This window comes from Telluria sp. ZB2R32 (assembly GCF_059685715.1).
The window spans coordinates 463775-477901 of record NZ_JCASIG010000003.1 but is presented as its reverse complement, the minus strand read 5'-3'; the positions used below and the strand labels follow the sequence as shown (position 1 = coordinate 477901).

Sequence of the window (14127 nt, the reverse complement as noted above, 5' to 3'; positions counted from 1 at the left end):
GCGTCCCATGATCCTCGCTCACCTGACCCGTTACTGGCTCGCCCGTCGCAGCGAGCTGCGCTTTTCTTCCTGGCTGCTGTCGGTGGCGCGCAGCGCGCGCGTGCTGCGGTTCTACCGCGACCACGCCGCGCTGTGCAAGCTCGACGTCTACCGCAACCACGTGCTGACGCCGCCCAACGACGATCCCTTCCACCACCTGAGCCACCCGGCCTATCTGGTGCAGGGCCTGAGCCCGCGCCAGCGCGTGCAATGCGTGCTGTCCCATTACCGCTTCGAGGAGACGACGTTCGACACGGCCTACAAGGCGGCCGTGTACGCGGGCGGCGGCCTGACCTTGTGGGAGCAGACGGTCGAGGAACACGCCTTCCTGATCCGGCTCGAGATGGCGTCGCGCACCAATGCCGAGGGCGACCTGACGATCGCGCTGCTGGCCGACGGCAAGGTGCTGCACCGCTTGTCGTTTTCCTGGGTCGAAGGAAAAATCGCCGGCGTACCGGCGCCGCTGGTGCCCCTGGTCGCGCGCAACCAGGGCCGCTGGACCGATTCGGGCGAAGCCTTCGAGGCTTTCGAGCGTTGCTTCCCCAACAATTCGCCCAGCTTCTTCTGCTTCGCGGCAATGCAGGGGCTGGCGCAATCGGTCGGCATGGACCAGGTGCTGGCCGTGAAATGCACCGCGCACATCGCCTACGATCCGGACGAAATCAAGCACTTCGCGAATGCCTACGATGGCTTCTGGAAGGTGCTGGGCGGCGTCGAACTGCCCGGCGACACCTGGCTGGTCGCCCTGCCCTTCTACCTGAAACCGCTGGCCGACATGCCTTCCAAGCACCGCAAGCGCGCCGCCCAGCGCCGCGACAACTGGCGCGCGATCGAGGGCAGCACGCGCGCGACGCTGCAGCGCCACCTGCTGCATGCGCGCTCGCACCATGAGCATGCGGCGCCGTTGCGGGAGCCGGTGGAGGTGTAGATACGTAGGGTGGGCCGGGCCACGAAAGGCACTTGTGCCCACGCGGTCGTGCTGATGCATGCCGCGCCGCTTCAATACCTTCTCACGCACGCATTCCGGTTCGTTTTACTTCGCGAATGCCCACCGGTCCCATCCGCGTGGGCACAAGTGCCCACCCTACCCCATTGCCAGAACTACCACACGGATAAAACTCCGTGTTACACTCGCGCCTCGCTAGGGGTCCTGGAACGTTGTTCCGGGTGAGAGATACCCTTCGTACCTGATCTGGATAATGCCAGCGAAGGAAAGCGCGTCAAGCAGTGCATCCCTTGTTTGCCCTTCCCCCACGTTGGCTCCGGTTGTATTCACGCGTCGCGCATGCGCCGCGCAAACCACGAGCACATCATGAAACCCGTCTTCAAGCATTCCCTCCTCGCCTGCGCCCTCGCGCAAGCATTCTCGGTTCAAGCCCAGACCACCCAGACTGCCCAGGCCGTCGAGGCCGACCAACCAAGTACGCCGATCGCTTCCGTCGTCGTCACCGGCAGCAAATGGACCGTCAGCGACCGCGCCAGCATTGGCGGCTTCGCCGACCTGCCGCTGATGGACATCCCGGCCTCGGTCGTCGCCATCGGGCGCAGCCAGATGCAGGATTTGTCGATCCGCTCGGCCAGCGACGCCGTGCAGTACGACGCCTCGGTCGGCGACGCCTACAACGCGGTCGGCTATGCCGAACAGTTTTCGGTACGCGGCTTCAAACTGAACAACAACTCCGGCTACCGCAAGGACGGCATCGCGATTGCCGGCGATACCCAGATCCCGCTCGAGAACAAGGAACGCTTCGAACTGCTCAAGGGCGTGGCCGGCCTGCAGGCGGGCGTGGCCGCGCCCGGCGGCGTGCTGAACTTCGTGACCAAACGCCCGACGGATACGCCGCTGCGCTCGGTGCTGGTCGAGGCGCGCGAGCGCGGCAGCGTGCACGCCGAGGCGGACATCGGCGGGCGCTTCGAGGACACGCGCTTCGGCTACCGCATCAACGCCGCCGCCGACCGCCTGCGCTCCTACGTACGCGGCGCCGACGGCAAGCGCCAGTTCGCCTCCGGCGCCTTCGACTGGCAGATCACGCCCGATGCGAAGCTCGAACTCGACATGGACTTCCAGCACAAGGAGCAGATCACCGCGCCCGGCTATCAGCTCATTCGCGGCGTCGATCTGCCGGTGAACGTGTCGCCCAAGACCCTGCTCAACGACCAGCCCTGGACCAAACCGGTCGATACCGACAGCACCAACCTCGGCCTGCGTTTCGCCTACAAGCTGAACGCCGACTGGAACGCCACGGTCAGCGCCAACAAGCACTGGTTCAAGCGCGACGACTACACCGCCTTCCCCTATGGCTGCAGCAACGAGGGCGAGGGCTTCTATCCGGGCTACTGCTCGAACGGCGACTACGACGTCTACGACTACCAGAGCGTGGGCGAACGCAAGACGCCGTTCGGCCTGCAGGCCCAACTGCAGGGGCGCTTCAGCAGCGGCGCCGTGCGCCACCTGCTCACCGTCGGCGCCAGCTACGCCGAGCGCCACAACAGCTACGGCGACTACGTCTACGACTACGCCGGCTACAGCAACATCTACCGGCCGCTGGTGACCGACCCGGCGCCGGGCAACCCGGCCACCGGCCCGGTCTACGAACGCTTCCGCGACCGCGAGCGCGGCATCTACGTGCAGGACATCCTTACCCTGTCGCCGCAGCTGGCAGTGCACGCCGGCGTGCGCTACGTGAAGATCGACAGCGACCAGCAGCCCGAGTCCGAGCTGCCGTGGGTGAGCGACAAGGCATCGTTCACGCTGCCGAACGTCTCGCTGGTCTATAGCCCGAGCCGCAACTGGAACGTCTACGGCACGCTCGCGCACGGCCTGGAATCGGGCGGCGTGGCGCCGATCGAAACCACCAATGCCAACCAGGATTTGGGACCGAACCGTTCGAAGCAGCTCGAGTTCGGCGCCAAGGGCATCCTCGGCGCCGGCGTGTCGGTCAGCGCCGCCGTGTTCCAGATCACCACCGGCCTGGAATACACCAATGCAGCGGACACGTTTGTCCGCAACGGCGAACGCAATCACCGCGGCCTCGAACTGTCGGCCCAGCGCGCCTCGAACGGCCTGACCTACGGCGCCTCGCTGATGGCATTGCGCGCACGCCAGCAGGACACCGGCAACGCCGCGCTGGACGGCAAGCGCGTCACCAACGTGCCCGAGCTGAAGACGACCGTCTGGGGAGAGTATGCGCTGGCCGCCGTGCCGGGCCTGAAGCTCAATGGCCAGTGGCAGTACGCGGGCAAGAAGACCTTCGATCCGGAGAATACCGTCGACGTGCCCGGCTACCACGTGGTCGGCCTGGGTGCGGCCTACGCCATGAAGATGGGTGCGAGCAGCGTGACCCTGCGCGTCCGCGTCGACAACCTGTTCGACAAATTCTACTGGCGCGACGTCACCCAGGACCTGGGCGGCTACCTGCTGCCGGGCGCACCGCGTACCTTCCGCCTGTCGGCGCAGGTCGACTTTTAAGGAATTTGTAGGGTGGGCTACGCCCACGCGGTACGGCGGTCGCCCAACGTTTGAGTGTAAAGGCGAATGCCACGTCGATCGGTCTGCACACGCAGCCGGTCGAAGCCAAGCCGGCACAGATCGACAGGTGGACCGCGTGGGCCGAGCCCACCCTACAAAGGCATGAGCACCTTGAGTGCCGCTTCGACCTGCCGCAGCCTGTGCGGCAGGTCCCCTTCCAGCAGCACGAAGCGGATGCCGCGCGCATCCAGTTCCCCCACCAGCATGGCGAACACCCGCTGCCGCATTTCCTCCGATTCGCGCATCAAACCATCCGGCACCCAGGGCGTATCGGGCGCCGTCACCAGCGTCAGCGCATAATCATGCTTCGCGGCCAGCCACGCCAGCTCCGCATCCACCCGGCCCCAGTACACCTGGCTGTAGAGCGCCGTCATCAGCGGCGTCGTGTCGCAGAACAGGAAGGCGTTCGCCCCGGCGGCCGCGGCATCTTCGCGCGCGCGCTGGGTGCGGGCGATGCCGGCCTGGTCTTCCTCGAAGGGCACCCGCCCGTGCGTATCGACGAATTCGCGCAGGTATTCGGGCACCCACAGCGTGTCGTAACGGCGCGCCAGCGCGCCGCACAGGGTCGACTTGCCGGACGATTCCGCGCCCAGCACGGCGATGCGGCGCATCATCGGGCCCGCGCTGCTCATCGTTGCACCTGCGCGATATTGCTCCAGGCGCGCAGGCCACGCGCCGCCAGCACCACGAACACCGCATACAGCACCGCCGTCACGTGCAGGTCCTTGAACACGTACAGGCCGACGTACAGCACGTCGACCACGATCCACACGTGCCAGTTCTCGACTTTTTTACGCGCCAGCAGCAGCTGGCCGACCAGGCTGCCCGCGGTCAGGAAGCCATCCATGTGCGGCACGTCGGTGTTCGTGTAATTCTGCAGGAACCACGACAGCGCCAGGAAGGCCGCGCCCCAGCCGGCCAGCGCCCAGGCCCAGCCGGCGCGGCCCAGGCGCGTGACGACCAGCCCGGTCGTGCTAGTGCCGGCCCCAGCGCCGCGCAGCCACTGCCACCAGCCCCACACCGAGGCGGCGATGAACACCAGTTGCAGGCCGCTGTCGCCGTACAGGCGCGCGTCGAAGAAGACGACCGCATAGGTGGCGGACGAGGCGATCGAGAACAGCCAGGCCCAGTGGTTCTGGCGGATGTTGAGCAGCACCGTGGTAGCCGCCAGGGCAAACGAAACCAGTTCGAGCGGGGTGGTGGAGAAGCCGAAAAAGGCGAGTGTGTCGTTCATGCGCGGCGGCGGAAGAGCGTCGACGCGCCCGGGCACGCCGGGGCTGGAAAATAAGGGAAACAGGTGCAGCTCATCGGGCTGGCGAGTATGCACGCTGCGCCGCGAATATGCAACGCAGGTACGGGGTCGCGCCGATGCGACATGTTGCCAAAAAGATTTTCATTTCTGAAAATGCGATTGATATACTGAAATAATTAATGAATAACTACGTGAAGTAAATTCGCGAAATAAATCCGGCACGCCTACCTGCATCACATACTTATAACCAGAAGGAGACGTTTCATGCGTTCGCACCTCGTGGCCCTCAACCCGGCTGTCTTCGTGACGGTACTGGCGGCCATCCTGCCGGCCCGGCCCGCCATGGCCCAGGCGGCCCCCACCCAGATCCCGCTCGCCGCCTTCGTGCAGGAAGACCAGTTCTCCCATCCGCGCCTCGCCCCGGACGGCAAGCACATCGCAATCACCGCGCGTGTCCCGAACGGCAACCGCCTGATTCCGGTTGTGATGATGTACTCGCTGCCGGACATGAAGATGACCGGCGCGATCCGCTTCCCGGTGTACGAGGTGCCGGCGGATTATTACTGGGCCAGCCCGACCCGCCTGGTGGTGGCGAAGGGGCGCGAATTCGGTTCGCGCGAAAAGCCGCAGGCCACCGGCGAAGTGGTTGCCACCGACATCGACGGCAAGAAGCAGGAATACCTGTTCGGCTACCGCATGCGCGACTCGTCCAGCCGTGGCGACCGCTATGGCAACGACGAGAGCTTCGGCTACGTCGAAGACGTTTCGCTCAAACGCGACGGGCACGTGTTCATCACCAGCCACGCCTGGGAAGGCAAGAACACCCTGCTGTTCGACGTCGATTCGAACAAGGCCACGCGCGCCATCGTCGCCGACGTGCCGATGACGGACATGGGATTCGTCCTCCAGCGCAGCGGCAAGCCGCGCTTTGCGACCGGCGTCGACGAAACCTCGCATGCCGTCCAGTTCCGCTTCGACGACGCCAGCGGTCGCTGGAACAAGCTCGACGCGAAGCTGGGACGGCGCTACCAGCCGTTGCATTTCAGTTCGAACGACCGCGATTTCGTGGCGCTCTACTCGGCCGGCGGCGAGCCGGACCAGCTGGTCCTCGAAAACACCGCCAGCGGCAAGCGCACGGTCCTGTTCGAGGATGCGGTCGGCAGCTTCGCCGGCGCCTTGTACGCGAGCGACACCATCCCGTTCGGCGCCTACTCCAGCGTCGGCGTACCGCGCGTGCGCTATTTCGACGAGAACAGCGCCGACGCCCTGCTGCACAAGCAACTGAGCGCGCAATTCCCCGGCCAGCACGTCCATTTCATCGACGCCAGCGACGACCGCACGCTGCTGCTGTTCAGTGTCCGCAGCGACCGCGATCCGGGCACCTATTACCTGTTCAACCGCGCGACGATGAAGGCCGACATGCTGTTCGCGGCAATGGAAGCGATCGATCCGGAACGCATGGCCGAACGCCGTCCGATCAGCCTGAAGGCGCGCGATGGGCTGGCGCTGCACGGCTACATGACCGTACCGGCGCATGCGCCGGGAGCCAAGCTGCCGCTGGTGGTGCTGCCCCACGGCGGCCCGCACGGGCCGTCCGACAACTGGTTCTTCGACGACGACGCCCAGTTCCTGGCCAGCCGCGGCTATGCGGTGCTGCAGGTGAACTTCCGCGGCTCGGGCGGGCGCGGCGTCAACTTCCAGGAAGCGGGCTACCGCCAGTGGGGCGGCAAGATCATCGACGATCTCGAGGACGCCACGCGCTGGGCGGTCGCCCAGGGCGGCATCGACGGCGAGCGGGTCTGCGCCTACGGCGCCAGCTTCGGCGCCTATGCGTCGATGATGCTGGCCGCGCGCGATTCGGCCACCTTCAAATGCGCGGTCGGCTACGTCGGCGTCTACGACCTGAAGCTGCTGGCCAAGCCCGAGAACAACCGCAACGACGCCTACATGACCAACGTCGTGCGGAAATACGTCGGCGACGACCGCGCCGAACTCGATCGCAACTCGCCCGTCACGCTGGCGGCCAGGATCAAGGCGCCGGTGCTGCTGGTCCACGGCGGCAACGACAAGCGCGCACCGGTGGCGCACGCCGAAGCGATGCGCGCCGCCCTGGTCGCCGCCGGCCGTCCGCCGGAATGGTTCCTGGCGCCGAACGAAGGCCACGGCTTCTACGACACGGCCAACCGCACCGCGTTCTACGAAAAGCTCGAAGCCTTCCTCGGCAAGCATATCGGCAAGGCAGCGGTGCACTGACGGCGCAGCAGTCTTCGTCCGGCAACCGCGGCGCCTCACGCCGCGGTTTTTTTTTGCCGCTAGCCTGGAACCGGATACGCTCGCCGTAGGGTGGGCATGCCCACCAACGAAAAACCGCGGCGGGATCGCTCCGGCCGCGGCGCTTGATCGACCCGGAATTACTTCTTCGGATACTTGATCGTCATTTCCTTCAACAGGTTGTCGGCATGGTCGACTTCCTTCATCACCCACAGCATGTAGCGGATGTCGACGTGGATCGCGCGCGTGATGGCGGTGTCGAAGTACCAGTCCTTGGTGATCGATTCATAGGTCGAATCGAAGTTCAGGCCGACCAGTTCGCCGCGCTTGTTCATGATGGCCGAACCGGAATTGCCGCCGGTCGTGTCCGCGCTCGACAGGAAGTTGACCGGCACCGTGTTCAGCACCGGGTCCTTGAACACGCCATAGCGCCTGGCCTTGACGGCTTCGGTGAGCGCCGCCGGCACCAGGAACGGATCCTTGTCGGTGGCCTTTTCGACGATGCCCTCGACGGTCGTGAACGGACCCTTGACCAGGCCGTCGCGCGGCGCATACGGCGCGACGGTACCGAAGGTCACGCGCAGCGTCGAATTCGCGTCGGGATACACGGGCTTGCCCTGCGATTTCTTGTACGCGATGACGGCCGACATGTATTGCGGGATGGTGCGGTCGAGGTTGCCGTCGACTTCCTTGCGGCGTTCCTCGAGACCATTGGCAACCTCGTTCATGCGCACGGCCAGCATGATGAACGGGTCCTTCGAAGCGCGGAAGGCATTCACGTCCTGGCCGATCCAGGCCAGGCGCTTGGCGGTATCGGCCAGCTCGGTCGACTGGTACAGGGCAGCCAGGCCATTCGCATCCGGCACCAGCGCGTCCAGGCCTTGCGGGTGCAGCTTCGCATCGATCTTCGCGTAGCGGTTCAGGGCCGCGGCATAGCGCGCCTGGTCGACGCTCGGGACGAACGACTGTTCGAGGCGGGTCAGGCGCGCCTTGATGAACGAGAGGTCGCGTTCCTGGTAGCCGCTGTCGCGCTGGGCGTCCGGCTTCTGGCGTTCCTGCGCAAGGCGGTACAGCAGGCGCGCACTCTTGAGCAGGTCGCTGTGGGTGGCTTCGGCATAGGCGGCTTCTTCGCGCGAGAGCGCCATGTCGAGCGCGATCACGGCGTCGAGATCGGCCAGCAGCTTGGGGCCGCTTCCATTCTTTGCGTACCAGCCGCGGAACTCGGCGTCCTGCACGTCCTTGATGGCGGCGATGTCCTTGCGCGCGAAGCCGTCGAGCAGGCCCTGGCTCTTCTTGAGCACATTGTTCAGGCTTTTCGCCACGCTGGCGTAGCGCACGTCCCAGGCGGGGTTGCCCTTGGTGGCGGACGCGATCACGTCGAGGTCGGCCGTGATGGTGGACACGCGGCCCGGCAGGTCGACGTCGCGCGCGAAGCGCACTTCCGACGGCAGCTTGTAGCGGCTGGTGCGGCCCGGGTAGCCGGCCAGCAGGATCGGATCGCCGTTCTTCAGGCCTTCGGCCGAGACCACCAGGAAGTCCTTCGATTTATAGGGCACGTTGTTCGGCGACGGGTCGGCCGGGCGGCCGTCCGGGCCGACGTAGGCGCGCAGGAAGGAATAGTCGCCGGTCTGGCGCGGCCATTCGTAGTTGTCGATGTCGCCGCCGAAGTTGCCGATCTTGTCCGATGGCGCGTACACCAGGCGCACGTCGCGGATCATCAGCTGCCTGATGCGGTAGTACTCGAGGCCGCGGTGGAAGGCCGGCACCGAGCAGCGGTAGGCCTTGTCGCTCTCGCATTCGGCGATCAGGGCCTTGATGCGTCCCGAGATCGCCTCGTTGCGCTGGCGGCCGGTCAGGTCCGGGCCCAGGTCTTTCAACACGCGGTCGGTGACGTTCTCGACTTTCTCGGTCACGTACACCAGCGAGTTCGGGCCGCCCGGCAGTTCCTCGGCACGGGTCCTGGCGAGGAAGCCGTCGACGATGTAGTTCTTTTCCGGGGTCGCGTTGCGCTGGATGGCGCCGTAGGCGCAGTGGTGGTTGGTGACCACCAGGCCATCCGGGGACACGAACGAGGCCGAGCAGCCGCCGAGCGAGACGATCGCGCTCATCGGATGCTTCGACAGGTCGGCCAGCTTCTCGGCCGGCATCGTGATGCCGATGCGTTTCAGTTCGGATTTCAGTTGCGGCAGCTGGTGCGGCTGCCACTGGCCTTCATCGGCCATGGCATGCGCTGCGACGCCTAACAGGGCGACGGGAAGAACGATCGATTTGAACAAGGTAGGACCCCGGTTGAGAAAAATTCAAGCGGGGAGTATAGCCCGGTTGGGGAGCGCCGGAAAACGATTTTTCGGCGTCAATACATGAGTTCAGGTAGTGGCGCTGAACACCCACGGCCGACGGGCGCATCCCTCAGGCTCAGGCTAGAATGGCCGTTTCGCCGCCGGATAAACACTATGGGACGCATCGCCTCTTCCTTCTCCACGCTCCTGCGCCGCCTCGCGCTGGACGCCTTTACCATCGGCCTGATGGGGATGGTGCTGCTGGCCAGCCTGCTGCCGGCCAGCGGCCAAGCCGCCGTCGTCCTCGGCGACGTCACCACGGTGGCGATCGGCCTGCTGTTCTTCCTGCACGGCGCCAAACTGTCGCGCGAAGCGCTGGTGGCGGGACTGACCCACTGGCGATTGCACCTGCTGGTGCTGGCCTGCACCTTCGTCATGTTCCCGCTCATGGGCCTGGCCATCGAACCGCTGGCGCTGATGGTGCTGACGCCGGAACTGACGATGGGCATCCTGTTCCTGTGCGTGCTGCCCTCCACCGTGCAATCCTCGATCGCCTTCACGGCGCTGGCGCGCGGGAACGTGGCCGCCGCCGTCTGCAGTGCCTCGGCCTCGAATTTCCTCGGTATCTTCCTGACGCCGGTGCTGGTGAGCGCCTTCGTGCTGCAAGGTGCCGAAGGCGCCGGCGGCACGGGCCTGGCGCAGATCTGGAAGATCGTCGAGCAGTTGCTGCTCCCTTTTATCGCCGGCCAGCTGCTGCGACCGTGGATCGGCGCCTTCATCGACCGCCACAAGCCGGTGCTGCGCTATGTCGACCAGGGCTCGATCCTGCTGGTGGTGTACACGGCGTTCAGCGAGTCGGTCACCGAAGGCCTGTGGCAGCACATCTCGGGCGCCACGCTGGCCGCGCTGATCGGCTTGTCCTGCCTGATGCTGGCGATTGCCCTGGGCCTGGCCGCCTGGACCAGCCGCCGCCTCGGCTTCTCGAAGGAAGACGAAATCACGATCGTGTTCTGCGGTTCGAAGAAAAGCCTGGCCAGCGGCGTGCCGATGGCAAAGGTGCTGTTTGCGCCGTCGGCGCTGGGCATGATCATCCTGCCGCTGATGCTGTTCCACCAGATCCAGCTGATGGTGTGCGCGGTGCTGGCGCAGCGCTGGGCGCGGCGCGAGGAACAGGTCGAGGCGTGCGCCCTCGAACGCAGTAATTAGGGCAACATGGGCTTGCATGAACCGACAACTCACAAGGCAAGCACGATGAATCCCACCACACCTTCCACCACACCTGCCAGCGCTACCCGCGTCGTCATCACCGGCGCCTCCAGCGGCATCGGCGCCGCCACCGCGATCGCTTTCGCCCGGACCGGCGCCATGCTGGTGCTCGCCGCGCGCGGCCAGGAAGGACTCGACGACGTCGCGCGCCGGTGCCGCGACGCCGGCGGCAGCGCCGACGTGCGCGTCGTCGACGTGACCGACGCCGCCGCCGTCGGCACCCTCGCCACCGAAGCACAGGAGATCCTGGGCGGGATCGACCTGTGGTTCAGCGACGTCGGCATCGGCGTGGTCGGCAAGTACGACGAGGTGCCGCTCGAAGATCACCGGCGCGTGATCGAAGCCAACCTGCTCAGCCACATGCATGAGGCGCACGCCGTGCTGCCGGTGTTCATGCGCCAGGGCCACGGCATCTGGGTCAACATGATTTCCGTCGGCGGCTTCGTGCCCGCGCCCTATTCCGCCGCCTATGCGGCCAGCAAGTTCGGCCTGCGCGGCTTCAGCGACGCCCTGCGCACCGAACTGCAGGCGCATCCGGACATTCATGTCTGCGACGTCTATCCGACCTTCGTCGACACGCCGGGCTTTCGCCACGCGGCGAATTACACGGGCGCGAAACTGTCCTACCCACCGGGCACGCTGGCGCCCGAAAAGGTGGCCGACGCCGTCGTCGCCCTGGCCCGGCAACCGCACGCCACGACCGTGATCGGCGCGCCGGCGGCGCTGATGAAGCTCAGCGAACTGGCCGCACCCCTGCCGGCAATGCTGATGGGCCGCTTCCTCGACGCCTGGTCGAAACGGGCCGACCGCACCGGCAACACGGTCGGTGCGCTATACGCGCCACAAGATGGCGCCAGCGGCATCCACAGCGGTCAACAAAAAACGCAGCCGCAATCGAATACCGCACTGGTGGTCGGCGCCGGCCTGGCGCTCGGCGTGATTGGCTGGCAGTTGCTGCGGCGGCGCGAAGGGTCTTATTGAATCTTTGCGGGGGTGTCGATTGACTGTGCGCCCGTGGAAACCGGCGCGGAGGGATGGAGCAAGCCACTTCCCCAGCCGATGCGAACACCGGCTGGGGCCAAACCTTATTTACCCTGGCGACGCTTGCGCGAAGCGTACAGCATGCCCAGGCCACTGAGCAGCATGGCGGCGGTTGCCGGTTCAGGCACGTCGACTGGGTCCGGATCAGGGTCGGTCCCAGGACCGGCGTCGAGGTCGGTCACGGTCAGGGTGTAGGCGCCCGAGCCCAGGTATTCGGTCAGGTTGAAGGTGCCGAGACGGAAGGTCGGGCTCTCTTCGCTACCGGTGTACAGCTGGGTGCCGTCGGTCACCACCAGATAGGTGTCGCCATAGAAATCATAGATTTCCATGCCGCCGCCGATGTCGGCATTGTAGAACGTCAGGTCGGCGACGTTGAACAGCGAGCCTGGGAAATTACCCTCGACATCCCACAGGATAAAGCCTTCACCTTCGCCAGCGGCATCCGGCGTGACGGTGGAATTGAGCTGCCAGCTGGCGGTGTAATCGCCGGTGAGGTTGAACTGGTACGTAGCAGCACTGGCGACGCCTGCCGAAAACAGCAAGGCAATGGCAGCGGCACTTTTCAAACTTTTCATCAGCTTCATCGAATTGTTCCTGTCCAGGTAATTGGTCGTTGACCGACCGTTTCTAAAGTTAAGGGAACCTGCTTCAACTACTCCCCGACGCGGTTACAAACCTCGCAAGATCACTAGTTAGCAGGAACCGTGCCTGTTAGAAACTTACCTTTAGAAACAATTACTTACATATTTTCCGTACAAAAATGTTATCTTTTCGTAAGATTTTCCGACAGCATTCGTCTAGACATGCCATCGATCATGCCGACGGATGCTGCTCATGCAGCGCCGGCGCGGCAGTCGGTCCGGCTGCTTCAGGCGCTTTCTCCACGATCAGCACCGTGCGCGACACTGCCTGCGTGGCTTTTTGCTGCACCACCTGCACGGCGACGGCGCGGCCATCGATGATGGGTTGCGGATGACGGAAGAAGAACATGACGGGCCCGACGCTGAGTTGTTGAACACTGGAGTTTGGGGCCGGGCCCGATACTTCAAGGCGCGGCGCCCGCCTGCCAGCCGCCGCCAAGCGACTGGATCAGCGCGACGGCGACCGTCTGGCGGTCGCTCTGCACCTGCACCAGCGAACGGCGCGCGTTCAGCGCCGTGACCTGGGCCTGCACCACCTCGGTATAACCGACCTGTCCGGCGCGGTAACGGTTCATGATCTGCTGCTCGACCAGGTCGGCCGCTTCCGATGCCTGGCGCCGCAACTCCTGCTGCTGGGCCAGTACGCGGGTGGCGGCCAGCTGGTCTTCGACGTCGGCAAAGGCATTCAATACCGTCTGGCGGTAGCGCGCGACCGCCGCCTGCTGGCGCGCCTCGGCGCCGGCGACGCTGGCGCGGATGGCGCCGGCGTTGAAGACCGACTGCGCCGCCGACAGGCCGAACGACCAGGCCGCGTTCGAGACCGAGAACAGATCGCCCACGCGGCTGCCGCCGGAACCGAGCGAACCGGACAAGCCGATGTTCGGGAAATAGGCCGCGCGCGCGATGCCGATCTCGGCGTTGGCGGCGGCGACGTCGCGCTCGGCGGCGGCGATGTCGGGGCGGCGCTGCAGCAGCGTCGCCGGTACGCCGACCGGCACGTCGGGCACCGTCACGCGCCACTCCGGACTGGCGGCGAGCGTGAATTCGCCCGGCGCCTTGCCGACCAGGATCGCGATCGCATGTTCGAACTGGGCGCGCTGGCGCGCCAGCGTCAAGGCGTCGCTGCGCGCGCTGGCCAGTTGCGTTTGTGCCTGCAGCACGTCGGTGCGGGCGGCGATGCCGACGTTGAAGCGGTTCTGCGTGATCTGCAGCTCGCGCTCGTAGCCGGCGATCGTGCGGCTAAGCAGTGCGCTCTGGGCGTCGAGCGCGCGGATCGTGAAATAGTTCGAGGCCAGTTCGCCCTGGCTCGACAGGCGCGCGCTGGCCAGGTCGGCGGCGCTCGCCTCCAGCCCGGCCTGGGCGCTGGCGACGCCCGCACGCAGGCGGCCCCAGACGTCCGGCTCCCAGCTGCCGCCCAGGTTCAGGCGATAGCTGTTGTCGGCGCCTTGCGAACGCACCCCGGAACGGTCGCCCGACAGGTTGAGGGACACCGTCGGGAACAGGGCCGCGCGCTGCTGGGCGACGGCGGCGCGCGCCTGCGCATAGTTGGCGACCGCGATCGCCACGTTCTGGTTCGAGACTTCGACGCCGGCTGCGAGCTGGTCGAGCAGCGGATCGCCGAACAGCTGCCACCAGGGCCCGCGCTCGAGCGCATCGGCGGGCGCCGCCGGCACCCAGCCGTCGAGCTCCTTGAAGGTGGCCGATTGCGGCGCTTCGGGGCGTACGTAGGCGGGGCCGACGGCGCAGCCGGCCAAACTCAAGGCCAGTGCCAGCAAAGTCAGTCGGAACGTCGTGTCTTGTCGCATACAG

Annotated in this window: 11 protein-coding genes and 1 riboswitch; of the genes, 5 read left to right on the top strand and 6 right to left on the bottom strand. The window is 65.9% G+C overall.

Annotation, left to right across the window (positions count from 1 at the left end; translation table 11 throughout):
* Positions 1-7: 7 nt before the first annotated feature.
* Together AC56LG_RS11540 and AC56LG_RS11535 are read left to right on the top strand one after the other, a co-directional pair.
* Positions 8-967: a DUF535 family protein gene (locus AC56LG_RS11540; protein WP_497166241.1), complete on the top strand. Its 960-nt coding sequence runs from the start codon at positions 8-10 to the stop codon at positions 965-967.
* Between the two features lie 205 nt (positions 968-1172).
* A riboswitch (TPP riboswitch) is annotated at positions 1173-1270 on the top strand.
* An 81-nt stretch (positions 1271-1351) separates the two neighbouring features.
* Complete coding sequence (locus AC56LG_RS11535) at positions 1352-3508, top strand: TonB-dependent siderophore receptor (RefSeq protein ID WP_497166240.1); 2157 nt, start codon at positions 1352-1354, stop codon at positions 3506-3508.
* Positions 3509-3660: 152 nt separating this feature from the next.
* Here AC56LG_RS11535 and AC56LG_RS11530 read toward each other — a convergent pair whose 3' ends face one another.
* Positions 3661-4200 (bottom strand): AAA family ATPase, encoded by a 540-nt coding sequence (locus tag AC56LG_RS11530; protein ID WP_497166239.1) that lies wholly within the window; start codon positions 4198-4200, stop codon positions 3661-3663.
* Positions 4197-4802: a nicotinamide riboside transporter PnuC gene (pnuC, locus tag AC56LG_RS11525; protein WP_497166238.1), complete on the bottom strand. Its 606-nt coding sequence runs from the start codon at positions 4800-4802 to the stop codon at positions 4197-4199. Before pnuC ends, AC56LG_RS11530 begins: the two co-directional genes overlap by 4 nt.
* Positions 4803-5084: 282 nt before the next feature.
* On the opposite strand from pnuC, the gene AC56LG_RS11520 reads away from it, so the two are divergent.
* Positions 5085-7073 carry an alpha/beta hydrolase family protein gene (locus AC56LG_RS11520; RefSeq protein WP_497166237.1) on the top strand — a complete coding sequence of 663 codons (1989 nt, stop codon included), beginning with the start codon at positions 5085-5087 and terminating at the stop codon, positions 7071-7073.
* 158 nt (positions 7074-7231) lie between these two features.
* Here the strand turns inward: AC56LG_RS11520 and AC56LG_RS11515 are convergent, their stop codons facing one another.
* Positions 7232-9367 carry a S46 family peptidase gene (locus tag AC56LG_RS11515; RefSeq protein ID WP_497166236.1) on the bottom strand — a complete coding sequence of 712 codons (2136 nt, stop codon included), beginning with the start codon at positions 9365-9367 and terminating at the stop codon, positions 7232-7234.
* A gap of 177 nt (positions 9368-9544) precedes the next feature.
* On the opposite strand from AC56LG_RS11515, the gene AC56LG_RS11510 reads away from it, so the two are divergent.
* Together AC56LG_RS11510 and AC56LG_RS11505 are read left to right on the top strand one after the other, a co-directional pair.
* On the top strand, positions 9545-10576 hold the full coding sequence (locus tag AC56LG_RS11510) for a bile acid:sodium symporter family protein (protein ID WP_497166235.1): 1032 nt from the start codon (positions 9545-9547) through the stop codon (positions 10574-10576).
* A 45-nt stretch (positions 10577-10621) separates the two neighbouring features.
* Positions 10622-11617: an SDR family oxidoreductase gene (locus AC56LG_RS11505; protein ID WP_497166234.1), complete on the top strand. Its 996-nt coding sequence runs from the start codon at positions 10622-10624 to the stop codon at positions 11615-11617.
* Between the two features lie 104 nt (positions 11618-11721).
* Here the strand turns inward: AC56LG_RS11505 and AC56LG_RS11500 are convergent, their stop codons facing one another.
* The 3 genes from AC56LG_RS11500 to AC56LG_RS11490 all read right to left on the bottom strand — a co-directional run bounded on the left by AC56LG_RS11500 (position 11722) and on the right by AC56LG_RS11490 (position 14123).
* Positions 11722-12261, bottom strand: a complete 540-nt coding sequence (locus tag AC56LG_RS11500; RefSeq protein WP_497166233.1) for a PEP-CTERM sorting domain-containing protein — start codon at positions 12259-12261, stop codon at positions 11722-11724.
* A gap of 229 nt (positions 12262-12490) precedes the next feature.
* A complete protein-coding gene (locus tag AC56LG_RS11495) occupies positions 12491-12667 on the bottom strand; it encodes a hypothetical protein (RefSeq protein WP_497166232.1) in 177 nt (58 codons plus the stop codon).
* Between the two features lie 55 nt (positions 12668-12722).
* Complete coding sequence (locus AC56LG_RS11490) at positions 12723-14123, bottom strand: efflux transporter outer membrane subunit (protein ID WP_497166231.1); 1401 nt, start codon at positions 14121-14123, stop codon at positions 12723-12725.
* Positions 14124-14127 lie beyond the last annotated feature (4 nt).